Source organism: Mesorhizobium sp. B2-7-2 (assembly GCF_006440775.1).
Taxonomy (GTDB): Bacteria; Pseudomonadota; Alphaproteobacteria; order Rhizobiales; family Rhizobiaceae; genus Mesorhizobium.
On the sequence record NZ_VFTZ01000006.1, the window covers coordinates 207,691 to 230,362 of the forward strand.

The 22,672-nt window shown below is 64.5% G+C and carries 22 protein-coding genes; 3 read left to right on the forward strand and 19 right to left on the reverse strand.

Annotated elements, in window-relative coordinates; all coding sequences use genetic code 11:
• The 4 genes from FJ425_RS11015 to FJ425_RS11030 all read right to left on the reverse strand — a co-directional run bounded on the left by FJ425_RS11015 (position 1) and on the right by FJ425_RS11030 (position 4,521).
• On the reverse strand, positions 1–903 hold the full coding sequence (locus FJ425_RS11015) for a branched-chain amino acid ABC transporter permease LivH (protein WP_140546072.1): 903 nt from the start codon (positions 901–903) through the stop codon (positions 1–3).
• Positions 904–1,242: 339 nt separating this feature from the next.
• The gene (locus FJ425_RS11020) at positions 1,243–2,244 is read right to left on the reverse strand and encodes a 4-hydroxyproline epimerase (protein WP_140723359.1); all 1,002 of its coding nucleotides are present in this window, start codon (positions 2,242–2,244) and stop codon (positions 1,243–1,245) included.
• A 16-nt stretch (positions 2,245–2,260) separates the two neighbouring features.
• Complete coding sequence (locus FJ425_RS11025; RefSeq protein ID WP_246677916.1) at positions 2,261–3,571, reverse strand: FAD-binding oxidoreductase; 1,311 nt, start codon at positions 3,569–3,571, stop codon at positions 2,261–2,263.
• A 14-nt stretch (positions 3,572–3,585) separates the two neighbouring features.
• Positions 3,586–4,521 (reverse strand): dihydrodipicolinate synthase family protein, encoded by a 936-nt coding sequence (locus tag FJ425_RS11030; RefSeq protein WP_140723362.1) that lies wholly within the window; start codon positions 4,519–4,521, stop codon positions 3,586–3,588.
• A gap of 68 nt (positions 4,522–4,589) precedes the next feature.
• On the opposite strand from FJ425_RS11030, the gene FJ425_RS11035 reads away from it, so the two are divergent.
• A complete protein-coding gene (locus FJ425_RS11035) occupies positions 4,590–5,294 on the forward strand; it encodes a GntR family transcriptional regulator (RefSeq protein ID WP_246677917.1) in 705 nt (234 codons plus the stop codon).
• A gap of 27 nt (positions 5,295–5,321) precedes the next feature.
• Here the strand turns inward: FJ425_RS11035 and FJ425_RS11040 are convergent, their stop codons facing one another.
• The 3 genes from FJ425_RS11040 to FJ425_RS11050 all read right to left on the reverse strand — a co-directional run bounded on the left by FJ425_RS11040 (position 5,322) and on the right by FJ425_RS11050 (position 7,988).
• Positions 5,322–5,639, reverse strand: coding sequence for a hypothetical protein (locus tag FJ425_RS11040; RefSeq protein WP_140546068.1), 318 nt, complete (start codon positions 5,637–5,639; stop codon positions 5,322–5,324).
• A gap of 268 nt (positions 5,640–5,907) precedes the next feature.
• Complete coding sequence (locus FJ425_RS11045; protein WP_140634320.1) at positions 5,908–6,210, reverse strand: hypothetical protein; 303 nt, start codon at positions 6,208–6,210, stop codon at positions 5,908–5,910.
• 281 nt (positions 6,211–6,491) lie between these two features.
• Complete coding sequence (locus FJ425_RS11050; protein ID WP_140723365.1) at positions 6,492–7,988, reverse strand: CoA-acylating methylmalonate-semialdehyde dehydrogenase; 1,497 nt, start codon at positions 7,986–7,988, stop codon at positions 6,492–6,494.
• 364 nt (positions 7,989–8,352) lie between these two features.
• On the opposite strand from FJ425_RS11050, the gene FJ425_RS11060 reads away from it, so the two are divergent.
• A complete protein-coding gene (locus FJ425_RS11060; protein ID WP_140723368.1) occupies positions 8,353–9,234 on the forward strand; it encodes a LysR family transcriptional regulator in 882 nt (293 codons plus the stop codon).
• A 493-nt stretch (positions 9,235–9,727) separates the two neighbouring features.
• Here the strand turns inward: FJ425_RS11060 and FJ425_RS11065 are convergent, their stop codons facing one another.
• The 9 genes from FJ425_RS11065 to rsfS form a co-directional block, all read right to left on the reverse strand.
• Positions 9,728–10,990 (reverse strand): D-amino acid dehydrogenase, encoded by a 1,263-nt coding sequence (locus FJ425_RS11065; RefSeq protein ID WP_140723371.1) that lies wholly within the window; start codon positions 10,988–10,990, stop codon positions 9,728–9,730.
• Positions 10,991–11,077: 87 nt separating this feature from the next.
• On the reverse strand, positions 11,078–12,229 hold the full coding sequence (alr, locus tag FJ425_RS11070; RefSeq protein ID WP_246677918.1) for an alanine racemase: 1,152 nt from the start codon (positions 12,227–12,229) through the stop codon (positions 11,078–11,080).
• A 193-nt stretch (positions 12,230–12,422) separates the two neighbouring features.
• Complete coding sequence (locus FJ425_RS11075) at positions 12,423–12,938, reverse strand: RNA pyrophosphohydrolase (RefSeq protein ID WP_140723373.1); 516 nt, start codon at positions 12,936–12,938, stop codon at positions 12,423–12,425.
• Positions 12,939–12,991: 53 nt separating this feature from the next.
• Positions 12,992–14,191, reverse strand: a complete 1,200-nt coding sequence (locus FJ425_RS11080) for a divergent polysaccharide deacetylase family protein (protein ID WP_140723376.1) — start codon at positions 14,189–14,191, stop codon at positions 12,992–12,994.
• Positions 14,192–14,374: 183 nt separating this feature from the next.
• Entirely contained in the window at positions 14,375–15,706 is a 1,332-nt protein-coding gene (locus FJ425_RS11085) for a S41 family peptidase (protein WP_181164986.1), read from the reverse strand.
• Between the two features lies 1 nt (position 15,707).
• Positions 15,708–17,042, reverse strand: a complete 1,335-nt coding sequence (locus tag FJ425_RS11090) for a murein hydrolase activator EnvC (RefSeq protein ID WP_140723379.1) — start codon at positions 17,040–17,042, stop codon at positions 15,708–15,710.
• Between the two features lie 554 nt (positions 17,043–17,596).
• A complete protein-coding gene (locus FJ425_RS11095) occupies positions 17,597–17,794 on the reverse strand; it encodes a transcriptional regulator (RefSeq protein ID WP_140723382.1) in 198 nt (65 codons plus the stop codon).
• 59 nt (positions 17,795–17,853) lie between these two features.
• Positions 17,854–18,336 (reverse strand): 23S rRNA (pseudouridine(1915)-N(3))-methyltransferase RlmH, encoded by a 483-nt coding sequence (gene rlmH, locus FJ425_RS11100; RefSeq protein ID WP_140546819.1) that lies wholly within the window; start codon positions 18,334–18,336, stop codon positions 17,854–17,856.
• A 62-nt stretch (positions 18,337–18,398) separates the two neighbouring features.
• Positions 18,399–18,776: a ribosome silencing factor gene (gene rsfS / locus FJ425_RS11105; protein WP_095767215.1), complete on the reverse strand. Its 378-nt coding sequence runs from the start codon at positions 18,774–18,776 to the stop codon at positions 18,399–18,401.
• A gap of 244 nt (positions 18,777–19,020) precedes the next feature.
• Between rsfS and FJ425_RS11110 the strand changes: the two genes are divergently transcribed.
• Positions 19,021–19,872: a mechanosensitive ion channel domain-containing protein gene (locus tag FJ425_RS11110; RefSeq protein ID WP_095767214.1), complete on the forward strand. Its 852-nt coding sequence runs from the start codon at positions 19,021–19,023 to the stop codon at positions 19,870–19,872.
• 17 nt (positions 19,873–19,889) lie between these two features.
• Here FJ425_RS11110 and FJ425_RS11115 read toward each other — a convergent pair whose 3' ends face one another.
• The 3 genes from FJ425_RS11115 to FJ425_RS11125 form a co-directional block, all read right to left on the reverse strand.
• Entirely contained in the window at positions 19,890–20,306 is a 417-nt protein-coding gene (locus FJ425_RS11115) for a RidA family protein (RefSeq protein WP_140723384.1), read from the reverse strand.
• Positions 20,307–20,357: 51 nt separating this feature from the next.
• Complete coding sequence (locus tag FJ425_RS11120; RefSeq protein WP_140723387.1) at positions 20,358–21,650, reverse strand: MFS transporter; 1,293 nt, start codon at positions 21,648–21,650, stop codon at positions 20,358–20,360.
• A 214-nt stretch (positions 21,651–21,864) separates the two neighbouring features.
• Entirely contained in the window at positions 21,865–22,452 is a 588-nt protein-coding gene (locus tag FJ425_RS11125; protein WP_140723476.1) for a nicotinate-nucleotide adenylyltransferase, read from the reverse strand.
• Positions 22,453–22,672 lie beyond the last annotated feature (220 nt).

The window sequence follows — 22,672 nt, forward strand, 5'->3', positions numbered from 1 at the left end:
TCAGACCTTTTCGACTTCAGGCCGGCCGAGGATGCCGGAGGGCAGGAAGATGAGCACGATCGCCAGGATCGAGAAAGCGGCGACGTCCTTGTAGTCGATCGAGAAATAGGCCGACCACATGCTCTCGATGAAGCCGATGAGCAATCCTCCCAGCACCGCGCCAGGCAGCGAGCCGATGCCGCCAAGCACGGCCGCCGTGAAGGCCTTCACGCCCGGCACGAAGCCGTCCGAGAACACCACGACGCCGTAATACATCAGGAACAGGGTACCGGCGACGGCGGCAAGAGCTGCGCCCATGATGAAGGTGATGGAGATGGTGCGGTCGACGTCGATGCCGAGCAGCGCAGCCATCTTGCGATCCTGCTCGCAGGCGCGTTGCGCCCGCCCGAGCGCGGTTCGGTTGACGAGGTACCAGAAGATCGCCAGCAGCGCGATGGTGACGATCACGATGATGATCTGCTTCAGCGAGATGCTGATGCCGTCGATCGTGTAGACTTGGCTGACCAGCGGCGGGATCGGCTTGTTGCGCGGGCCTTGCGTGACCTGCACGAAATTGGACAGCGCGATCGACATGCCGATGGCGGTGATCAGCGGCGCCAGCCGGAACGATCCGCGCAGCGGCCGGTAGGCCACCTTTTCGATCGTCCAGTTGTAGAGGCTGGTGAGAAGCATGGCGACGATCATCATGATCAGAAGCGCCACCACGACCGGCACCGAATAGAATAACGCGCCGAGGATCAGGAAGACGATGAGGGCGGTGAAGGCGCCGACCATGAAGATATCGCCATGGGCGAAATTTATCATGCCGATGATGCCGTAGACCATCGTGTAGCCGATTGCGATCAGGCCATAGATAGATCCCAGCGTCAGCCCATTGATAAGCTGCTGGACGAAATACTGCATATTTACGCGGCTCCCCTGGAATGTCGCCCGTTTCCGGGTCGCACTCCTTTTCGTATTTCCCCTAGTCGTAAAGTCTCGAGCCCGGATTGCAACGTGATTTTTCAATCGCCGGGCGTGTTTTGGAAGCACGCCGCCCGATTGTCCGTTTTTCGTACCCGGCCCCCTGGACTATCGCGGACCCTATCATTGGCACAACGCAATGTCTTTGACGATTCAGCCCCATAATGCCCACCCGCTCGAAGAAATCGCCGTCAAAATAAGTTGATGAGAAGATTTCTTGCGCGAACAGAGGTTGTCCATTTTGGGCGGCACGCCTTCCGTTGCGTGAGGCCGTGACGCTTATGTGACGACGAATCCATGCGCGAACGGATCGCGGTCGTCGATGAAGATGGTGTTCAATCCTGTCATGCGCGCCCAGCCGCCGATCGAGGGGATGATCGCCGGCTTGCCGGCCACGCTGACCTCCTTTTCGACCTTGCCTTTGAACAGCGAGCCGATGATCGATTCATGGACGAAACTGTCGCCGGCCTTGAGCTTGCCCTTGGCATGGAGCTGCGCCATGCGCGCCGAGGTGCCGGTGCCGCAAGGGCTGCGGTCGATCGCCTTGTCGCCGTAGAAGACGGCGTTGCGCGCATCGGCCTCGGCATGTTTCGGCTTGCCCGTCCACAGCATATGCGACAGCCGGTTGATGCCGGAGTTCTCCGGATGCACGAAGGAGTATTTCTCGTTGAGGCGCTGGCGCACCACCGGGCTCCAGGCGATGAGGTCGCCGGCCGAATAGTCGGCCATGTCCCGGTAGTTCTTCTGCGGCTCGACGATGGCGTAGAAATTGCCGCCATAGGCGACGTCGACGCTGATCTCCCCGAGCACCGGGCAGTCGACGGTCAAGCCTTCGGCATGGAGGAAGGAGGGCACGTTGGTGATGCGCACCTCCTCGACATATTCGCCGACCTGCTTGTATTCGGCGACGACCAGGCCGGCCGGCGTGTCGAGCCTGAGCACGCCCGGCGTCTTCGGCTTCACCAACCCGTGCTCGATGGCCATGGTGACTGTGCCGATGGTGCCATGCCCACACATCGGCAGGCAGCCCGAGGTTTCGATGAACAGGATGGCTATATCGCAGTCATCGCGCGTCGGCGGATAGAGGATCGAGCCCGACATCACGTCATGGCCGCGGGGCTCGAACATCAATCCGGTGCGGATCCAGTCATATTCGGCGAGGAAATGCGCCCGCCGCTCCATCATCGTCGCGCCCTCGAGCAGCGGTCCGCCGCCGGCGACTAGGCGCACCGGATTGCCGCAGGTGTGGCCGTCGATGCAGAAGAAGGATTTTTTGGCCATGGTTGCTCTCTTGCTGTCAGAACCGTTGCGGGCGGAAAGGGGCGAGATCGAGGGGCGGAGTCTGCCCGAGAACGAGATCGCGGATCAAGCGGCCGGTCGCCGCCGACTGGGTCAGGCCGAGATGGCCGTGACCAAAAGCGTAGTAGACCTTCGGCGCGCGCGAGGCGCCGATCACCGGCAGGGAATCCGGCAGCGAGGGGCGAAAACCCATCCACTCGCGGCCGCCCGACGGATCGAGCCCGGGCAGGAAGCGCTTCGCCTTCTCCAGCATCGCTTTCGAGCGAGCGAAATTCGGCGGCCGCTCGATGCCGCCGAGCTCGACGGCGCCGCCGACGCGCAAGCCGGTCTCGAGCGGCGTGATGACGAAGCCATGGCCGGAAAAGATCAGCTGCCGTTTCACGTCGAAGGCCGACACCGGCAGCGTCGTATTGTAGCCGCGCTCGGTTTCAAGCGGGATGCTGTCGCCGAGATCCCTTGCCAGGAGATGGGACCAGGCGCCCGCGGTGATCAGAAGCGTCTTTGCCGTCCGCCTGCTGCCGTCGGCCAGAACGATCGAGGCGCCCTTTGCGTCGGCCTCTATGCGCGCGACCCGCGCATGCTCGAAACGGGCGCCAAGCTTTTCCGCATAGGTCCAGACCGCTTTGCCGAGCAGCTTCGGATCGGCGACCGTCTTCCAGCCCGGTACGAAGGTGCCCTTAACGAAGCGCGGCGAAAGACCCGGCTGCAGCGCGGCCATCTCTTCGCCCTCGACATGGCGAAAGCCGATGCCGAAGCGCTCGCGCTCGGCCCAGCCGGGCAGCGAGGCGCGGAACTCCGCCTCGCTCTCATAGAATTCCAGCGAACCATCCTCGCGCAGCATCGGCCGCGTGCCGGAGCGGTCGAGCAGCGCCATCCATTCGGCTTCGGCGAGCTTCATCATGCCGACCTGCGCCGCCAGGCTCGCTTCGTAGTGCCTGGCGGCACCCGCCCGCCAGAAGCGGATAAGCCAGGGCAGCAGCTTGGGCAGATAGGCCGGCGGGATGGCCAAAGGCCCGAGCGGGTCGGCGAGCCATTTCGGCAATTGCCGGATCATGCCCTTATGCGCCAGCGGCAGCACGTCGGAGAAGGCGAAGGCGGCGGCATTGCCGGAACTCGTCTCCTCGCAGATGCCGGTACGGTCGAAGACGGTGACGCTGCGCCCCGCTTCCGAGAGCAGGGTCGCAGCGCAGATGCCGATGATGCCGCCGCCGATGATGGCGATGTCCTCCCTTCCTTCTTCCCGTTCACGGGGAGAAGGTGCCTGAAGGGCGGATGAGGGGCGGCGCCCCTCCTCGGATTTGTCCTGCACGTCAGGGCTGTCCCTTATTCGGCCGCCGCCATCTTCTCCACCGATCGAGGAGACGTCTGCAGCGCCGGCAGCGTCGGCCGCACCGCCAGCGCGTCCCGGACGATGTTCTCGACCGCCTTGCGGCGTTCGCCCGACAGCGGCTGGCGCGGCATACGCACGCGATCATTGGTACCGATCGCCAGCACTTCGGCAAGCTTGATGTTTTGGACCAGATAGGTCGAGACATCGAGGTCGAGCAAGGGCCGGAACCAGCGATAGATCGCCAGCGCCTCGTCGCGGCGGCCCTGCCGCATCAGCTTGTAGATCGCGACCGTCTCGCGCGGGAAGGCGGTGACAAGGCCGGCGACCCAGCCGATGGCGCCAACCGACAGCGCCTCGAAGGCGAGATTGTCGACCCCGGTGAAGAGGTCGTAGCGACTGCCGAAGCGGTTGATGATCTCGGTCGAGCGGCGGATGTCGTCGGAGGATTCCTTGATGGCGACGAAGCGGCTGTCCGGCGCCAGCTCCTCCATCAGGTCGACTGTGACGTCGACACGGTAGGCGAGCCGGTTGGAATAGATCATCACCGGCAGGTCGCCGGCTTCCGCGACGGCGCGAAGGGCGGCGACCGTCTCTTGCGGGTCGGTGTGGTAGATCGGGCTCGGCACCACCATCAGGCCGTCGGCGCCTTCCTTGGCGGCGCGCTTGGCGATAACGGCGGCCTCACGCGTGCCGGGCTCGTTGACGGTCAGCAACACCGGCTTGTCGCCGGCGACTTTCCGCGCCGTCTTCAGCACCTCGATCTTCTCGTCAGGCGACAGCATGGGTCCTTCGCCGAGCGAGCCGCAGACGATGATGCCGTCGCAGCCAGCCTCCATCTGCAGGGAATAGCAGCGCTCCATCTCGGCATGGTCGAGACGGTCGTCGGCGGTGAATTTCGTCGTGACGGCGGGGAAAACTCCGGCCCACATGGATATTTCTCCTCTGATATATCAGTTGTATATCTATTAAGGATTAGCCTGTCAACGCTGAATCACCTATGATATATGAAAAATATATCAGGAGCCCGCCATTGATCTCTCCGCTGATATCCATCGAGGCGAACGCGACCTTCGAGCCGGCGGCGACCAAGGCCTATCGCGCGCTTGAGCATATGATCGTCACGCTCGAGCTGGCGCCGTCGGGCTTCGTCACCGAAGGCGCGCTGATCGAGCGGCTGGGTCTCGGACGCACGCCGGTGCGCGAGGCGATCCAGCGGCTCGCCTGGGAAGGTCTCCTCGACATCAGGCCTCGCGCCGGCATCGCGGTCGCGCCGCTTCACGCCGGCGACTGGCTGCGGGTGCTGGATGCGCGGCGCGGCATCGAGGTGGTGCTCGCCCGCTCGGCCGCCCGCTTCGTCACCCGCGAGGCCGCCGACCTGTTCCATGAAGCAGCCCTGGCCATGCAGAAGGCGGTGATCTCGAGCAATGTGCTTGCCTTCATCCAGGCCGACAAGGCGCTCGACGAAGCGCTGGCGATCGCCGCCGACAACCCGTTCGCGGCGCGTGTGGCAGCCCCCTTGCAGACCCACAGCCGCCGCTTCTGGTATCGCTACAAGGCCGACACCGGTCTCGCCGAATCGGCCGAGCATCACGTGGCGCTGATCCGTTCCATCCTCGACGGCGACGAGGAAGCCGCCGCCAAGGACGCCAAGAAGCTGATGGCGCTGCTGCGCGGTCACGCCGAGGTGGCCGCCACGCGCTGAGCAGGACCAGCGCCTGCTCGAGACGTCTCAGCCGCCCGGCTGCCCGACCGCGGTGGCCAGCGTGTCTTCCCACCCCTCGCCGGCGGCCAGGATGCAGCTCTGGCCTTTGACGTCGGTCATCAGGATGGTCCAGGTTCCGCCTGCCGAGACGAACACCTCGAAGATGGCGACTTGTCCGGCCACGCCATAGCCCAGCCGCTTCTCCTCGAATGCCTCCGCCAGCCTCGCGACCAGATAGTCATGGCCGCCGCAGATGACTTGCGCCCGCGCCGGAACTGCCGACAGCGCCACCATGGCGCCAACGGCCGCAAGCTTGACCCATTGAAACGAAAATTCGCGTGCCATGGGGCACCTCCTTTGCCTTCGCATTCCGGCAAGGGAGGCACATTCGGCCGCCTCAGTGTGCCGGAAGGCTCCAGGCCGGATTGGACGTCTTCATCGCGTCACTCCTTCTGGCTTCCGGTCTGTCGTCGGGAGATCATGACTCCCTGGATTCGATATGGTGAAGCTCCGCTCCGTAAACAAGCGGCGCCGCGGAGAGCGCCTTGCTTGGCGCCACTTGACGCCCGAGCGCAGGAGCCGTTGTGGCGCTCACCCCGGCTCCCTGCCGGTTTCAGGCGCCCGGCATCGCCGCCGTGATCGTCGGGCTGTCCCAGCCCTCGCCGACGGAAAGCACGCAGCTCTGGCCTTTGGTATCGGAGGCGAGCACCGTCCAGCTTCCCTGGTCGGAGACGAAGATCTCGAGCACGACGTTTGGATTGATCAGGCCGCGCCCGGCCTCGGTTTCGTGGAACTTGTCGCCGAGCGCCTTGATGATGTCGGCGCGCGCCGCGCATTGCGCCGCCGCGCTCGCCGGCGCGGCTCCAACGGTCATCGCCGTCGCCGCCAACATTGCCGCCACAACAAATCGTGTCATCTGACACCTCCTCGCGCCAGACGAGAACCCCGGCTTGAACCGGCGCTGCTTGGTTGCCTGCACGCATGGCAGGAATACAGCCTAAGGCAGATGGTGGTCTGTTGGTTCCATCACACGGCGATGGAATTATTAGAATATGCGGATGCTCTCGACGTGCCGCGCGTCGAATCATGCACTGGAATTGCGCCGCCATGACACGGCGCCGAAAGCGAGAGTGATGCTTGATAAAAGAAAGCGCGGCTTGCACCGCGCTTCCTCAGGTCTGCTTCGAAACCGTCGGGCTAGTTCATCGTCGGGATGACGAATTCCGCGCCGTCTTTGATGCCCGACGGCCAGCGCGAGGTGACCGTCTTGGTCTTGGTGTAGAAGCGGAACGCGTCTGGACCGTGCTGGTTGAGGTCGCCGAAGGACGACGCCTTCCAGCCGCCGAACGTGTAATAGGCGATCGGAACCGGGATCGGCACGTTGACGCCGACCATGCCGACCTGAACGCGGCTGGCGAAGTCACGCGCGGCGTCGCCGTCGCGGGTGAAGATGGCGACGCCGTTGCCCATCTCGTGATCGTTGGCGAGCTTAATGGCGTCCTCGTAGCGCGGCGCGCGCACCACCGAGAGCACCGGCCCGAAGATCTCTTCCTTGTAGATGCGCATGTCGGCGGTCACGTTGTCGAACAGGCAGCCGCCCATATAGTAGCCGTTCTCATAGCCCTGCATCTTGAAGCCACGGCCGTCGACGACGAGCTTGGCGCCTTCCTTGATGCCGATATCGACATAGCCCTTGACGCGCTCCAGCGCCTGCGCGGTCACCAGCGGGCCGAAATCGGCGGAAGAGTCGGTCGAGGGGCCGACCTTGAGGCTCTCGACGCGCGGCACCAGCTTTTCCATCAGGCGGTTGGCGGTGTCGTTGCCGACCGGGACAGCCACCGAAATCGCCATGCAGCGCTCGCCGGCCGAGCCGTAGCCGGCGCCGATCAGCGCATCGACGGTCTGGTCCATGTCGGCATCGGGCATGATGATCATGTGGTTCTTGGCGCCGCCGAAGCACTGCACGCGCTTGCCCGATGCCGTGCCGCGCGAATAGATATAGTGCGCGATCGGCGTCGAGCCGACGAAGCCGATCGCCTTGATGTCCGGATCGTCGAGGATGGCGTCGACCACTTCCTTGTCGCCATTGACGACGTTGAGGATGCCGGCCGGCAGGCCGGCCTCGATGAACAGTTCGGCAATGCGGATCGGCACGCCCGGATCGCGCTCCGACGGCTTCAGGATGAAGGCGTTGCCGCAGGCGATCGCCGGCGCGATCTTCCACAGCGGGATCATGGCCGGGAAGTTGAACGGAGTGATGCCGGCGACGACGCCGAGCGGCTGGCGCATCGAATAGACGTCGATGCCGGGGCCGGCGCCGTCGGTGAACTCGCCCTTCATCATGTGCGGAGCGCCGATGCAGACCTCGACCACCTCGAGGCCGCGCTGGATGTCGCCCTTGGCGTCGGCAATGGTCTTGCCGTGCTCGCGCGCCAGGATATCGGCCAACTCGTCATAGTCGCGGGCGACGAGCTCGAGGAACTTCATCAGCACACGCACGCGGCGCTGCGGGTTGGTGGCCGCCCATTTCGGCTGTGCCGCCTTGGCGTTCTCGACAGCGGCGCGCAGCTCCGCCTGCGAGGCCAGCGCCACCGTGCCGCGCACGGAGCCGTCCATCGGCTGCATCACATCCTGCTTGCGCCCGCTGGTGCCGGCGACATGCTTGCCGCCGATGAAATGACCGTATTCGATCATGCTTTTCTCTCCCTGTTCTGGTGATGACGCATTGTCCGCCTTTGCGGCGGCGATGGCAACGCGAGCCAAAACGCAACCGTTGTGCGGAAAATAGACAACGGTCCCGAGGTGTGCATTAATTGCCGCAAATGATGGATTGCCTGCCGTGAAGGATTTCATAGGTTGAGTTTTGTCGCGCCCCCCTCTGTCCTGCCGGACATCTCCCCCTCTTGGGGGGAGATTAGCAGCTTCACCGACAGCGCTTTCGGCGATTGGCGAAATCCGCCGCGACATCTGATCTCCCCCCTAGAGGGGGAGATGGCCGGCAGGCCAGAGGGGGGCGCGAAGGAACGCAGCGTTGACAATCACAGAGCGGACCACTCCCATGAACTGGGATGACGTCCGCATCTTCCTTGCAGTCGCCCGCGCCGGCCAGATCCTCGGCGCGGCGAAGCGCCTTGAGCTCAACCACGCCACCGTCTCGCGCCGCATCGCCGCGCTCGAAGAGGCGCTTCGCACAAAACTCTTCCGCCGCCTGACCACCGGCAGCGAACTGACGCCGGCCGGCGAGCGCTTCCTCGACATAGCCGAGCGCATGGAAGGCGACATGATCGCCGCGCGCTCGACCATTGCCGGCGAGGGCGACGATGTTTCGGGCACGGTGCGCATCGGCGCACCGGACGGCTTCGGCGTCGCCTTCCTGGCAAAGCGGCTGGGCGAGCTGACTGCGCTGCACCGCGAGCTCACCATCCAGCTGGTGCCGGTGCCGCGCTCCTTCTCCCTGTCGCGCCGCGAGGCCGATATCGCGATCACCGTCGAGCGGCCGAGCGAAGGGCGGCTGGTTGCGGGCAAGCTGGTCGACTACACGCTCGGCCTCTTCGCCTCCCGGACCTATGCCGAAGCCAACGGCCTGCCGAAAGCGCCGGCCGAGCTCGGCCGGCACACGCTGATCGGCTATGTGCCGGACCTCATCGTCAGCCCCTCGCTCGACTATGCTGCCGAGTTCAGCCCCGAATGGCGCACGACCTTCGCTATCTCCTCGGCGCTTGGCCAGGCCGAAGCGGTGCGCTCCGGCGCGGGCATCGGCATCCTCCACACGTTCGTCGCCCGGTCGATGCCGGAGCTGGTGCCGGTCGACATCGTCGCGCCCATCCGCCGCGCCTACTGGCTGGTCTATCATGAATCGGTGCGGCCGCTGCGCCGCGTCCAGCTGGTCGCCAACTTCATCACCAAGGCGGTGGAACGCGAGCGCGGCCTTTTTGTCTAGAACACGATCTAGGACTGCTTGACCGGAACGTTCGCGGCACAGAAATCTTGACCGGTCGGCTATGTTCGCGTTGGCACGTGGTTTGCTTTGGAGATTGGCCGAAACGGTCCGGCCTCATCATCCACGGGCGGAGCAAGGAGCGAAGCGACGCGCGCAGACCCGAGGATCCATTCCGTGATGCATGCGCGCTGCTGCGGTGCAGAATTCCGCTCCGCTGCACGCTTCGATCAAGGTCAGGGCATGGATTCCAGGGTCTCCGCGACGCCGCTTCGCGGCTGCTCCGCCCTGGAATGATGAGATTGAGAGGCTTCAGCCAAGCGCCGGCGTTTGCGTCGAAAAAAGAAAAAGATGCATCCCTCGCTGCGGCCGATTCTATCACAGGCAGTTGGTCATCGCCGCCTTGCCAGCGCCAGGCTCTACCGGCAGCTGTCCGGCGACAGCTGGGTCAGGGAAGCGTTCTGAAGCGAGCCCGCCGAAGCAGATGCAACGCCCCTCAGATAGGCTTGAGATACCGCTCCGGGCTGAGGTCGCGCGCGTTGATCTCCGGCACCCGGTTGGACATGATGTCGGCGAGCACCTTGGCCGAGCCGCAGGCCATGGTCCAGCCGAGCGTGCCGTGGCCGGTGTTGAGATAGAGGTTGGCAACCTCGCTTTGCCCGATCAAGGGCGGTCCGTCCGGCGTCATCGGCCGCAAGCCGCACCAGAAGCTCGCCGCCTTGAGGTCGCCGCCGCCGGGGAAGAGATCGCCGACCGAGTGTTCGAGCGTGCGGCGGCGCGATTCCTGCAGGCGAAGGTCATAGCCCGAAATCTCCGCCGTGCCGCCGACCCGGATGCGGTCGCCGAGCCTGGTGATCGCCACCTTGTAGGTCTCGTCCATGACCGTCGACACAGGCGCGGCCTCGACATTGTCGATCGGCACGGTGATCGAATAGCCCTTGACCGGATAGACCGGTATCGGCCGCCCTAGCGAGCGCATGAACTGCGCCGAATAGCTGCCCATCGCCATCACGAAGGCGTCCGCCGATTTCCATCCGCTCTCCGTGAGGACGTTCGTGAGGCGATTGCGGTTCCTGACGATGCGCCGGATGGTCGAGCCATATTCGAAGGTTACGCCGCGCGCCACGCACAGTTCTGCGAGCTTGTCGGTGAACATCTTGCAGTCGCCGGTCTCGTCGCCCGGAAGCCTGAGGCCGCCGACGAATTTCTCGCGCACCGCCGCAAGGGCCGGCTCGGCGGCGACACAGCCGTCGCGGTCGAGGATCTCGTAAGGCACGCCGTATTTCTTCAGCACCTCGACGTCGCCGCCGGTGCCGTCGAGCTGCTTCTGCTTGCGAAACAGCTGCAGCGTGCCTTTGGTCCGTTCGTCATAAGTGATGCCGGTCGCCTCGCGCAGCGCCTTCAGCGTGTCGCGGCTGTATTCGGCAAGCGGCACCATGCGCGACTTGTTGAGCGCGTAGCGCTCGGCCGTGCAGTTGCGCAGCATCTTGAGGACCCAGGTCCACATATTCGGGTCGAAGGCCGGCCGCACCACCAGCGGGCCGTATTTCATCAACAGCCATTTGACGGCCTTGACCGGAATGCCGGGCCCGGCCCAAGGCGAGGCATAGCCCGGCGATATTTCGCCGGCATTGGCGAAGCTGGTCTCGAGGGCCGGCCCCGGCTGGCGATCGTAGACGGTCACTTCATGACCGGCCTCGGCGAGGAAGTAGGCGGTGGTGACCCCTATCACGCCGCCGCCCAGCACGATGACTTTCATTCAAGGCTCCCTCAAAGGCCGATCATGCCGCCCGAGGCATGGCCATTCCCTGTCTGCCGGATTTTACGGCACCCGCCAAGTGCTGCGTTATCCGCCGATGTAACGGCGGTGAAAGCGCGCGCCCAGGCTGGTCAATATCTCGTAGCCGATGGTGCCGGCATGGCCGGCCGCGTCGTCGACGCTTTGCGACGGACCGATGAGCTCGACGAGGTCGCCTTCGCCGAGCCGGCCGGCCGGAAGCGCCGAAATGTCGAGGATAATCGAGTCCATCGACACCCGACCGACGAAGGGCAACCGAACGCCTTCGAACCAGGCGGCCGAAGCGGCGCGCCGGTGCCAGCCGTCGCCATAGCCCAGCGAAATGGTCGCGAGATCGAGCAGCCCGTCCGCATGGTTGGTATGGCCATAGCCGATGCCGGCGCCGGCGCCGACCTGCCGCGTCTGCGCCACCTTGGCTTGCAGCCTTATGACCGGCAGCATCGGATTGGGCGCGGCGGGCGTCGGGTTGACGCCGTAAAGCGCGGCTCCCGGACGGGCAAGGTCACGGTGATATGCCGGTCCGAGAAAGATGCCGGACGAGTTGGCCAAGGAGGCGGACGCCGCGGGCAGCATCCTGCGCAGCCGCTCGAATTCGTGTCGCTGCCTCTCGTTCGCCGCCTGTTGCGGCTCGTCGGCGCGGGCGAGATGGCTCATGACGAAACGAATGTCGACGCCATCGAAGGCGCCGGCCTCCCCCGCGACCGCCTCGACTTCCGCCGGCGCCATGCCGAGCCTGGCCATGCCACTGTCGACCTGGATGGCGGCGGCAAGGCTCTGGCCCATGCCTCGCGCGATCTCGCGCCAGGCCTTCAGTTGCATGGCGCTGTTGATGACCGGGCAAAGCCCGGCCGCCGCGGCTTCCGGTTCCGAGCTGGGCGGCAGCCCGTTCAGCACGAAGATGTCCGGCCCGGGGCCGATCGCCTTGCGCAGCGCGATGCCTTCGCCGAGCAGCGCGACGAAGAAGATGTCGCAGCCCTCTTTCGCCAGCGCCGATGCCACTTGCGCGGCGCCAAGTCCGTAGCCGTCAGCCTTGAGCACCCCGGCGCAGCGGACGCCGTTCAGCCGCGCCTTCAGCCGGCGGTAGTTTTCGCGGATGGCCCTGAGGTCGATCGTCAGGATCGCGCCGGCAGCCGCCTCGCTGACCGATTGGTTGCCGGTCCCGCAGCATCCTCCCAAAGCATCGCTGGCGTCGTCATCCACGGCGACTCTCCATCATTACATCGACAATCTATCATCGACGCAGCAACTGCTCTGAGGCTGTCGAGATTCAGGTCAGGCCGAGTCGAAAATGGTGGGTTCCGAGAACCGGAGCGGAGCGTACTTGAAGTACGTGAGCACCGGAAGCGCAGGAAGCCGCCATTTGCAGACCGGCATGACCTGAATATCGACTGCCTCAGGGGACGAGATGCTGGAACGCCGCAACCACCTGCTCATAGACCTTGCGCTTGAACGGCACGATCAGGTCGGGCAGCTCCCGCATCGGCCGCCAGGCCCATTCATCGAACTCGGCCTTATGGCCACCAGGCGGCGGATTGATCTCGATCTCACCTTCGTCGCCCTCGAAGCGGTAGGCGAACCATTTCTGCGTCTGGCCGCGATAGCGGCCCTTGAAGGCGACGCCGACCAGATGCTCCGGCAGGTCGTAATTGATCCAGCGCGGCGCCTCGGCCAGCAGCGACACGCTGCGCATGCCGGTTTCCTCGTAGAGCTCGCGCCCGGCGGCCTCGATCGGCTCTTCGCCCTTGTCGATGCCGCCCTGCGGCATCTGCCAAAGCTGCGTCGTGCCGGCAAACTCGCTGTCCGGTTCGGCGATGCGGTGCCCGACCCAGACCAGGCCTGCTTTGTTGAGGATCATCAGCCCAACGCACGGACGGTAAGGCAGCGTTTCGGGATCGATCGTCTTGGCCATATGTCAGCGTTTCCAGCCGTCTTTGAGAATGGAGTTGGGCGAGGCGGGTAGGGTTAGCCCTTTTGCGGATCAATCGCCACCGCCGAGATCGGCACGATCTCGATGCCGCGCTTCTTCGCTTCGGCAATCCACGACGTCACCGTGTCGACGGTGATATCGAAGGCCGAACCGATGCCGACGGCGCTGCCCTTGGCCCGCGCCGTCGCCTCCAGGCTGTCCAGCTTCTTGAGGATTTCGCCGCGATCCTGCACGGCATCGATCGCCGTGTCACCGGCGACGAATGGTACGCCATCCTTCAATGCCAGGTCAGGCGCCACACTGCGCGATGACGAGCCGTCATCGATATAGGCAAGCCCCCGCTTGCCGAGCTCGGCCATGAACGGTTCCATCGCCGAAACGTCGCCCGAGAAGCGGGCGCCCATATAGTTCATGACCCCGGTATAGTTCGTGGTCCTGGAGAGCGCCCAGTGCAGGCTCTTCAGGTTCTCGTCCGGGCTGGCCGACACCGTCAGCGTGTTGCGGCCGGGATTGACTTTGGGATAATCAAACGGCTCGAGCGGCACCTGCATGACGATCTCATGCCCGTTCTGCCTTGCCGCCTGCATCCAGCGGCCGATGCTGTTGCCTTGCGGCGCGAAGGCCAACGTCACTTCGGCCGGCAGCTTGGCGATCGCCGCCTGCGTGCCGGTCTGCGAGACGGCGAGCCCGCCGATTACGATCGCCACCCGTGCCCCGCGCGCGCCCGACCAAGGCCGGGCATAGACATCGAAGGGCCGCCGGCCGTCGGCGCCGCGTATCGGCAGCGGTCCAGTGTCGCCGGCCTCGATCAGCGCCCTGTCCGGGATATGGGCGACCTTCAGGTTCTGGCCGAGCGTCGACGGATCGCGAATCACGATCGCGGCCTTCGGCGGGCCGTCGCCTTCTTCGGTCTGGACGTGGATGACCTGCGGCCCGCCGCTCTTCATCGGCGTGCTGGCCCGTGGCGCCGCCGCCGCCATCGGAGCCGGCGTAGGCGCCGGCGCCGCTGTCGCCGCAGGAGCAGCCTCGGCGCTGACCTTCGGCGTGGAAACGGCGACTTCTTCCGGCTTGCGGAACGGCCTTTCACGCAGCGCAATAGCGCCGGAAACACCGATCACGCCAAGCACGGCCAGCACAGCGATGAGCGAGCCGGAGCCGATGCCGCGCGAGGTCTTGCGCTGAGGCCGGAGCGTCTGTCCGAGCGGGCGTTCGATGTCCTTGCCGATCTCAGCCAAGTCGTGTTTCCCCGGAAGCACGCCAAGGTCACTTTTTCGTGACATCTCGCGTGAACTTCGCAATCGCCGGCGCGATACCCAGACGCGTGGCGCCCCAACCGCGGTCCCCGAATCAAACTGCCGGAACCTCGCGGCCCCGGCAGCATTGCATTGCTTCGCGCAGCCGGCCAGAGCCGGACAGCATTACTGGTTCATCACGGCCTTGTCCGGGTTCGGCGGGAACGACGGATCGGTTTTTTCGCCGCGCAGAAGCTGCTCGGCATAGATCAGCTGCAGGTCGTTCTTCGGATCCGGCGGCACATAGGCGGCCGAGCCCGAGCCGGTGGAGCTCTCGTCGGCGCCCTTGATGTGGCCCTTGAGGTCGGATTCGCCGCGGGTCAGGTCGCGGCCCTGCAGATCCGGGGGCAACGGCTGGTCGACCTTGATGTCGGGCGTGATGCCCTTGCCCTGGATCGACTTGCCCGACGGCGTGTAATAGAGCGCCGTCGTCAGCCTGAGCGCGCCGTTCTCGCCGAGCGGGATGATGGTCTGCACCGAGCCCTTGCCGAAGGACTGCGTGCCGACCACCGTGACGCGACGCAGGTCCTGCAGCGCGCCGGCGACGATTTCCGAGGCGCTCGCCGAGCCGCCATTGACCAGCACGATCATCGGCTTGCCGTTGATGTCGTCGACCTGCTTCGGCTTGGCGTCGAAGCGGGTGACGTCCTTCGGATCGCGGCCGCGCGTCGAGACGATCTCGCCGCGCTTGAGGAAGGCGTCCGACACGCTGACCGCCTGGTCGAGCAGGCCGCCCGGATTGAGGCGCAGGTCGAGCACATAGCCCTTCAGCTTATCGTTCGGCACCTGCTTCTTGATGTTCTCGATGGCGTTCTCGAGATCGTCATAGGTCTTCTCGGTGAAGGAGGTGATCTTCATGTAGCCGATGTCGTTCTCGACCCGGTACTTCACCGCCTTGACCTTGATGACGTCGCGAACCACCGTCAGCTCGATCGGCTTGTCGGCGCCCTGGCGCAGGATGGTGAGCTTGATCGGCGTGTTGACCGGCCCGCGCATCTTCTCGACCGCGTCGTTGAGGGTGAGGCCGCGAACCTCCTCGCCGTCGATCTTGGCGATGTAATCGCCGGAAAGCACGCCCGCCTTGGCGGCCGGCGTGTCGTCGATCGGCGTGATCACCTTGACGAGGTCGTTTTCCATGGTGACCTCGATGCCGAGGCCGCCGAACTCGCCCTTTGTCTGCACGCGCATGTCCTGCGCCTGCTCGGCATTCATGTAGGAGGAGTGCGGGTCGAGCGAGGACAGCATGCCGTTGATGGCGTTCTCGACCAGCGATTTGTCATCCGGCGGCGTCACGTAATTGGCGCGCACGCGTTCGAAGATGTCGCCGAAGATCGCCAGCTGCTTGTAGGTCTCCGAACCCGCAGCATTCGCCGCCGAACCCGGTGCACCGTAAACCAGGCTCATTGCCGATGCGCCCATCAGCGCGCCGGCAAACAGAAGCGACAGTTTCCGCATCATTTCACGTCCTTCCAGAAAATCGGTCCGCCCACCATGGGGCCGGATCGACGGGTTTTCCATCCTTGCGGAACTCAACATAGAGTTCCAGCGCCGCATTTCCATTTCGCGAGGCCGAGGTGCTTGCCACCCGGGCCTCTCCCATCGCGCCGATCGGCTCTCCTGCGAGCACCGACTGTCCGGTCGCGACGCTGATTCTGCTCATCCCCGCCAGAACGACATGATACCCGTCGCCTGCGTTGAGGATCAAGAGTTGACCATACGAGCGAAACGGCCCCGCATAAAGCACGTTTCCATCCGCCGGCGCGGTGACGATGGCTCCCGATTGTGTCGCAACCATGTCGCCTTGCATCGCCGCGCCATTGCCGTCGTCGGCGCCGAAACGCAGCTTGATCTTGCCGATGACCGGCAACGCGATCTGGCCTTGCAATGCCGAGAACGGCGCCGATCCCGTGAGACGGTTCGCTTCCGGCACCGGCAGCGCGGCGAGCTCGGTGGTCGAGGCCGTGGTGTCGTTGTCCGTCGATTTGCGCTCGCCCGCCTTGGCCTGGTCCTGCGCCTTGCGCGCCTTGTCGGCTTCGAGCGAGGCAATCAGGTCCTTGAGGCTGCTCGCCTTCGCCGCCAGCTGCTGCGAGTGCTGCTGTTCGGCGGCCATCGCCGCTTGAGTATCGGCCTGCAGCTTCTTCTTGGCCTCGAGCAGCATGGTGAGCCGCTTCTTCTCCGCCGTCTGGTCCGTGACGGCGGCGGTCAACCTGGCCCGCTCGGCCTCGATCGAGGCCGTTACACGCGTCTGCTCCTTGAGGTCGGCCATCAGCCGGTCGGTCTGCTGGCGCAGTTCCGGCACGACGGCGCCGAGCAGGATGGCGCTTCGCACCGACGACAGCGCATCCTCGGGCTTGACCAGGATCGCCGGCGGCGGATTGAGCCCCATGCGCTGCAATGCGCCGAGCACTTCGGCCAACACGTCGCGCCGCGCCATGAGCGAGGCGCGCAGCTTATTTTGCTCGGCCTTCAGCCCTTCGAGCTTGGCGCCGATGTCCTCGATGTCCTGGCCGAGCTTCTGCTCCGTCATCGCCGACTGGATGAGCGCTGCGGTGATCGAAGCATAGTCCTTGCGCACCGAAGCGATGTCGGCGGCGAGCTTGCCCAGCCGCTCCGACGAGAGCGTGATCTCCTTCGAAACCTGCTCGTATTCGGCCCGGCTCTGATCCGGGTCGGGCGCAAGGTCGAGCGAATTTTCGGCCGCCCGAACCGGCCCGAGCGCCACCAGGGCGGCGACAACGGTCAAGCCGCAGCGGCCGCGCCAGGCGCGCGTAATCGGGTACCAGCCTTCAGACATCAGGCCTCTAACCTATCCGCCGCTTCGTTAACGAACCATCAACCATGTTGGAAGCGCCGCTCAGAGCAATTCCAGGAAAAGTGTGTACGGTTTTCCGTCCCGGAATTGCGTAAGCACAATAATGACCGTGATGTCGCGCCATTGAGGCGGGAATCTGGATAGCCATGTGTCTCCTGGTTCCCCGACACAGGGATTTTGAAAGGTTGCCGTTTGTCTCGGTGCAAGATTTTCCGTTCATTTCCGTGAAATCAGTGCAAACGCCGGAGATTGGTTGAAGCCGCCCGATCTCGTCATTCTATGGCGGAGCAAGGAGCGAAGCGACGCGCGCAGACCATAGAATCCATTCCGTGACTTCGAAACGACGCCACGGTGCAGAATTTTGCTCCGTTGTGATCCTTGGCGAAGGTAACGGCATGGATTCCAGGGTCTGCGCGCGTCGCTTCGCTCCTTGCTCCGCCCTGGAATGACGAAGGGGTAGGCGTTTCGGCCAATCTCCAACGCATGCCGCCTGCCAACGCAAACAGAGCCGACCGTCAAATCCGTGTGCAGTGCAATTAGAGGCTTCGGCCCTGATTGCGCTGAATAACATCGTGGGCCGACGCAGCGCGGAATTCGCTCTCTTCAGCTCTAAGACCCGGCTCAAGCTCGCCCTTCAGTAGGGCCCACACTTCGTTGCTGCCCTGCAAATCGCGACGAACCAGGGAACGGATATGCTCGCCGGCGCGGACATGAATGCTGTTATCTGCGGCCATGACCCAATCCACTGTGTTCGTTGAAAATACGAAAACGCCGCAAATATCGCCACAGCGAATTACGATCGATGATACGGGTGACCCGCCAGGATCGTCGCGATCCGGTAAAGCTGCTCGCCCAACATAACGCGCACCAGCTGGTGCGGCCAGGTCAGCGCGCCGAAGGACAGCACAAGGTCGGCCTGCTCGCGCAAGGATCTGTCATGGCCGTCGGCGCCGCCGATGGCGACGACCAGCGCCTTTCGGCCGCCGTCGCGCAACTGGCCAATGCGGGCGGCCAGGTCTTCCGAGGAAAGAGACTTGCCGCGTTCGTCGAGCAGGACGAGAACGGTGCCGGACTGCAATTGGGCCTGCAGCTTCTGGGCTTCCTCGCGGCGGCGCTCGTCGGCGCTCTGTCCGCGGCTCTCGGGGATTTCGACAATGCCGGCAAACTCCAGCCCGACCGCAGGTCCGCTCTTGGCGAAGCGCTCGAAATAGCGGTCGGCGAGTTCTCTCTCGGGGCCGGTCTTCATCCGGCCCACGGCATGAACGGTGATCTTCATCCTCGCCCCGGCGAGCTTGTCCTAACGCGCACCGTGACGGTTCACGGCACGCGGATCAAGGCTCAGTGCAAGGTCTCTTCCTCGAGATCCGGCGCCTGCCACATCTTTTCGAGATTGTAGAATTCGCGGACTTCGGGGCGGAAGACGTGGACGATGATGTCGCCCGAATCGATCAGGACCCAGTCGGCGCTGGCCAGCCCCTCGACGCGCGCATTGCCGAGGCCGGCATCCTTCAGCGCCTTGAGGAGATGATCGGCGACAGCCGAGACATGACGGTGCGATCGGCCTGAGGCGATGACCATATAGTCGCCGAGGCTCGATTTTCCCTGGATGTCGATTGAGACGATGTTTTCGGCCTTGGAGTCTTCCAGACTGGCAAGGACTGTGTCGATGGCGAGGGACGCGGCGTCGTTTCCGCTGATCCCTGCCGGCGAAGGCATGATGTCAGCCTTCTTCCGCAGTGCTGTTCTCAGTGTGTTTCCTTTCCCAACAAGAACAACCAAATCACCAGGCAAATCAGGTGACACCACTTAGATAGGCAGAGTTCCGTTGCAGTTTCAAGACGGGCGCCTTCGAAGCGTGATCTCCGCGCGATGTTGAGGAGGCGCTCCGCCAGGCCGCAAAAGGCGGGAACCGATGCCAGGCGCACGGGTTATCGGCGCATTGACCAACGGGACCCCCGCCATGCCCACCGACCCGCAAAGCGCCCTCATCACCATCCAGGCCGGGCTTGCGCAGCTGAGCACGCTGATCGTCTCCTATTCCTTCTCGGCCGTCGGCGCCGTCATCCTCCTGGTTGTCGGGTATCTCGTGGCTGGGCTTGCCGAGCGCTCGATCTATGCCGGCCTCGGCCACATCCACGGCTTCGATGAGACCTTGCGGCATTTCTTCTCGCAGGTCGTGCGTTACGCCATCCTGATCCTTGTCGTCATCATGGTGCTCGGCCAATTCGGCGTGCAGACCGCCTCCATCATTGCGGCAATAGGCGCTGCGGGCCTGGCCATCGGGCTGGCGCTGCAAGGCACGCTGCAGAACATCGCCGCCGGCATCATGCTTCTGGCGCTCAGGCCCTTTCGCATCGGCGAATATGTCGAGGTCGGCGCGATTGCCGGTACCATCGAGGAGATCGGTCTCTTCGCCACCAAGCTGCGTTCCGTCGACGGTGTCTATGTGATGGCACCCAACTCGACACTTTGGAACCAGCCGGTGCGCAATTTCACCCGCAACGGCGTGCGGCGCACCGACGTCACCTTGAGCATCGGCTCGTGGAACGACATCGACCGCGCGCAAAAGACGCTGCTTGCCATCGCCGCCGCCGAAAAGCGCATCCGGCGCGAACCGGCGCCGATCGCTTTCGTGGCCAGTCTCGGCGACACCACCGTTTCGCTCACCTTGCGCTACTGGACGTCGGCCGCCGACTATTTCTCGACCCAGATCGACATGACCAAGCGCGCCAAGCAGGCTTTCGATACCGAGGGCATCTCGATCCCGCTGCCGCCTCCGGAAATGCCGGCGCCGGAGGCGCGCAAGCAGTAGTCTCGCAACAGCGATTTTCAATCTGCCGGCATCCTGAACCGATTTCGAGGTATCTCGGCTATTGCCGTGATTTCGATCTGCAAGTCCGGACGATAAAGGCGCACGATCTCGACGGTTGTCGTCACGGGATAGGGCTCTGAAAAGAACTCCTTGCGGATATCTCCGGACGCCATGAACCGCTCGATATCGGTCGTATACTGGGTCAGCGATACGATATCGGCCATCTCCCCACCGATAGCCGCGAGCACGGCCTTGATGTTTTCGAGGGTTTGCCGGACCTGAACCCGCATGTCGCTCTTCCCGACAATCTGCCCTTCACGGTCAAGCGAAACTTGGCCTTTAAGGTGAACGAGTTGCCCGCCCTCATGGATTTTCACCATGGAGAACGCGCCAAAAGGCTTCCACATCGTTGCGGGATTATAGCTCTTCGACATCTCTGATCTTGCTCGAATTTGGGCCAAAAAGTCGCGAAGATGCGCAGCTTGTCAATCTTTGACGTGTCGCTGCTGTTCGTCCGGCGCGAAGGCTAGCTCCACCGGCAAGGGCGTCTGCGCCGACATCGGCGAGAAACTGCCGCTTGTGGCCGCGGGTGTCGGCCGGCCGGCCATCACGCGCCACAGGACGAACAGGCAGAAGGCCGCCGCGATGACGATGCCGACATAGATGAAGGTCGCGGTGCCGAAGACGGCGGAAAGCGCCGTCACGATGCCCGGCACGATGAAGCCGGCCAGCGACCAGGCAAACAGCATCGAGCTCGACAGCGCCAGAAGCTCGTCCTTGCCGGCGCGGTCGGCGGCATGCGCGCTGGAGAGCGCGTAGATCGATTCCGACGCTCCGTCCCAGATGAGATAGATCACCACCAGCGCCATCAGCGCGCCGCCGTCGAAGACGATGGCGAGCACGCTGGCGATCGTCGCGAGCGCCGCCGCGCCCGCCAGCACGTAGCGACGGTCGGTGCGGTCGGATATCCAGCCGAGCGGAATCTGCAGGATGAGCGTGCCGACCGGCATCGCCGACAACAGCAGCGCGACGTCGGCTTGGCTGTAGCCCTTGGCGGTGGCATGGATCGGCGCGAAGCCGGAGACGATCATCGACAGGCCGCCGACCGCCAGCATGCCGGCGACGCCGACCGGCGAGATGCGCCAGGCGCGGCGCAACGCCACCGATGCGGCCTGCGGCGCCGGCGGCTGCGCCAGCCGCGTCATGCCGACCGGCAGGATGGAAAGCGCCGTGAAGGTGATGCCGATCAGCGATGCCGCGGCCGTGTGGATATCGATCACGGCGAGCGTCGCATAACCCACGCCGAGCCCGCCTATATAGGCGACATAGAACACCGCCATCACCCGGCCGCGGATCGAATTCGGCAAGGCATCGTTCAGCCAGCTCTGCGCGACGATGAACAGCCCGCAGATGGCGAAGCCGTAAAGCGCCCGCGCTGCGATCCATAAAAGCGGGATCGGCCCGGCGCCGATCGCGGCGTTGGAAAGCGCGATCAGCGCCGAGAGCACCATGAAGGCGCGGGCGTGACCCACTCGCTTGACGAGCGGCCCGGTCAGGATGCAGCCGGCCAGACCGCCGGCCGAAAGCCCGGTGACGATCAGTCCGGCCCAGGTCGGGTCGAAACCGTCGGCGCCGAGACGCACCGGGATATAGGCGAACATCAGCCCATTGCCGATCGCGATCAGCGCCATTGACACGATGACGCTGGCAATGGCGATAAGCGGCGCCGATTGCGCGGCGCGGGCGGGTTCGGTTGTGGTGGGGTTCTGCTTCAGCATGCTTGTGCAGCTTGGCTTAGCCGCAGGTTAAAAGCCGCCTCAAAAGCGACATGCCGCGCTTCCCCTTCTCCCCTTGTGGGAGAAGGTGGATCGGCGCATAGCGCCGAGACGGATGAGGGGTGTTCCAGCAAAATGAGACGTCTGCATTCCCTGGAACACCCCTCATCCGCCGCCTTCGGCGGCACCTTCTCCCACAAGGGGAGAAGGAGGGCGCCTACCCCTCCGCCGCGTTGCGGAGCGCGGTGGATGACAGCGACGAACGCGGACCGTGGATGAAGGTCCAGGCCGGTGCCGGCATGCGGGCAAGCAGCGGCGCGTCGCCCTCGTCGATACGGGCGTAGTCGAAGGTCTTTGCGACAACCGACGATAGGAAGGAGAGCGTGGCGCCCGGACGATCGATGACCGCGATGGGGAAGGTCAGCACGATCTCGCGCCAGCGCTGCCAGCGGTGGAAGTCGCGCAAACCATCCGCGCCCATGATCCAGACGAAATCGACGCCCGGGTTGCGCGCCTTGACCAAGGCAAGCGTGTCGGCGGTGTAACGCGCATGCTGCGCCGCCTCGAAGGCGGTTACCTTGATCTTCGGGTTCCTGGCGATCTTTTCGGACAGCTCGACACGCTCGGCGAGCGGCGCCAGTTCGCGCGCGCTTTTCAGCGGATTGCCGGGCGTCACCATCCACCACAGCTGGTCGAGCGCGAGCCTTCTCAGCGCGATCTCGGCGACCAGCGCATGGCCGGCATGCGGCGGATTGAACGAGCCGCCGAACAGCCCGACCGTCAGCCCCTTGCCGGCATGGGGCATGCGAAGGTAGCGGGCGGGGACTGGCTGCTCAGGTTGGGAAAGCATGGTGCTAGGCCCCCCTCTCTGGCCTGCCGGCCATCTCCCCCTCAAGGGGGGAGATCAGATGTCGCCGCGACTTTCGCCAATCGCCGGCGTTGCAAGCCGAGCGCCGGCGCCGAAGCTGCCAATCTCCCCCCTTGAGGGGGAGATGGCCGGCAGGCCAGAGGGGGGGGCCTGGGCG

Coding starts and splice junctions, on each gene's coding strand:
- FJ425_RS11015 (WP_140546072.1), bottom strand. CDS start 903: ATGCAGTATTTCGTCCAGCAGCTTATCAATGGGCTGACGCTGGGATCT.
- FJ425_RS11020 (WP_140723359.1), bottom strand. CDS start 2,244: ATGGCCAAAAAATCCTTCTTCTGCATCGACGGCCACACCTGCGGCAAT.
- FJ425_RS11030 (WP_140723362.1), bottom strand. CDS start 4,521: ATGTGGGCCGGAGTTTTCCCCGCCGTCACGACGAAATTCACCGCCGAC.
- FJ425_RS11035 (WP_246677917.1), top strand. CDS start 4,590: ATGATATATGAAAAATATATCAGGAGCCCGCCATTGATCTCTCCGCTG.
- FJ425_RS11040 (WP_140546068.1), bottom strand. CDS start 5,639: ATGGCACGCGAATTTTCGTTTCAATGGGTCAAGCTTGCGGCCGTTGGC.
- FJ425_RS11045 (WP_140634320.1), bottom strand. CDS start 6,210: ATGACACGATTTGTTGTGGCGGCAATGTTGGCGGCGACGGCGATGACC.
- FJ425_RS11050 (WP_140723365.1), bottom strand. CDS start 7,988: ATGATCGAATACGGTCATTTCATCGGCGGCAAGCATGTCGCCGGCACC.
- FJ425_RS11060 (WP_140723368.1), top strand. CDS start 8,353: ATGAACTGGGATGACGTCCGCATCTTCCTTGCAGTCGCCCGCGCCGGC.
- FJ425_RS11065 (WP_140723371.1), bottom strand. CDS start 10,990: ATGAAAGTCATCGTGCTGGGCGGCGGCGTGATAGGGGTCACCACCGCC.
- FJ425_RS11075 (WP_140723373.1), bottom strand. CDS start 12,938: ATGGCCAAGACGATCGATCCCGAAACGCTGCCTTACCGTCCGTGCGTT.
- FJ425_RS11085 (WP_181164986.1), bottom strand. CDS start 15,706: ATGATGCGGAAACTGTCGCTTCTGTTTGCCGGCGCGCTGATGGGCGCA.
- FJ425_RS11090 (WP_140723379.1), bottom strand. CDS start 17,042: ATGTCTGAAGGCTGGTACCCGATTACGCGCGCCTGGCGCGGCCGCTGC.
- FJ425_RS11095 (WP_140723382.1), bottom strand. CDS start 17,794: ATGGCCGCAGATAACAGCATTCATGTCCGCGCCGGCGAGCATATCCGT.
- rlmH (WP_140546819.1), bottom strand. CDS start 18,336: ATGAAGATCACCGTTCATGCCGTGGGCCGGATGAAGACCGGCCCCGAG.
- rsfS (WP_095767215.1), bottom strand. CDS start 18,776: ATGCCTTCGCCGGCAGGGATCAGCGGAAACGACGCCGCGTCCCTCGCC.
- FJ425_RS11110 (WP_095767214.1), top strand. CDS start 19,021: ATGCCCACCGACCCGCAAAGCGCCCTCATCACCATCCAGGCCGGGCTT.
- FJ425_RS11115 (WP_140723384.1), bottom strand. CDS start 20,306: ATGTCGAAGAGCTATAATCCCGCAACGATGTGGAAGCCTTTTGGCGCG.
- FJ425_RS11120 (WP_140723387.1), bottom strand. CDS start 21,650: ATGCTGAAGCAGAACCCCACCACAACCGAACCCGCCCGCGCCGCGCAA.
- FJ425_RS11125 (WP_140723476.1), bottom strand. CDS start 22,452: ATGCCCCATGCCGGCAAGGGGCTGACGGTCGGGCTGTTCGGCGGCTCG.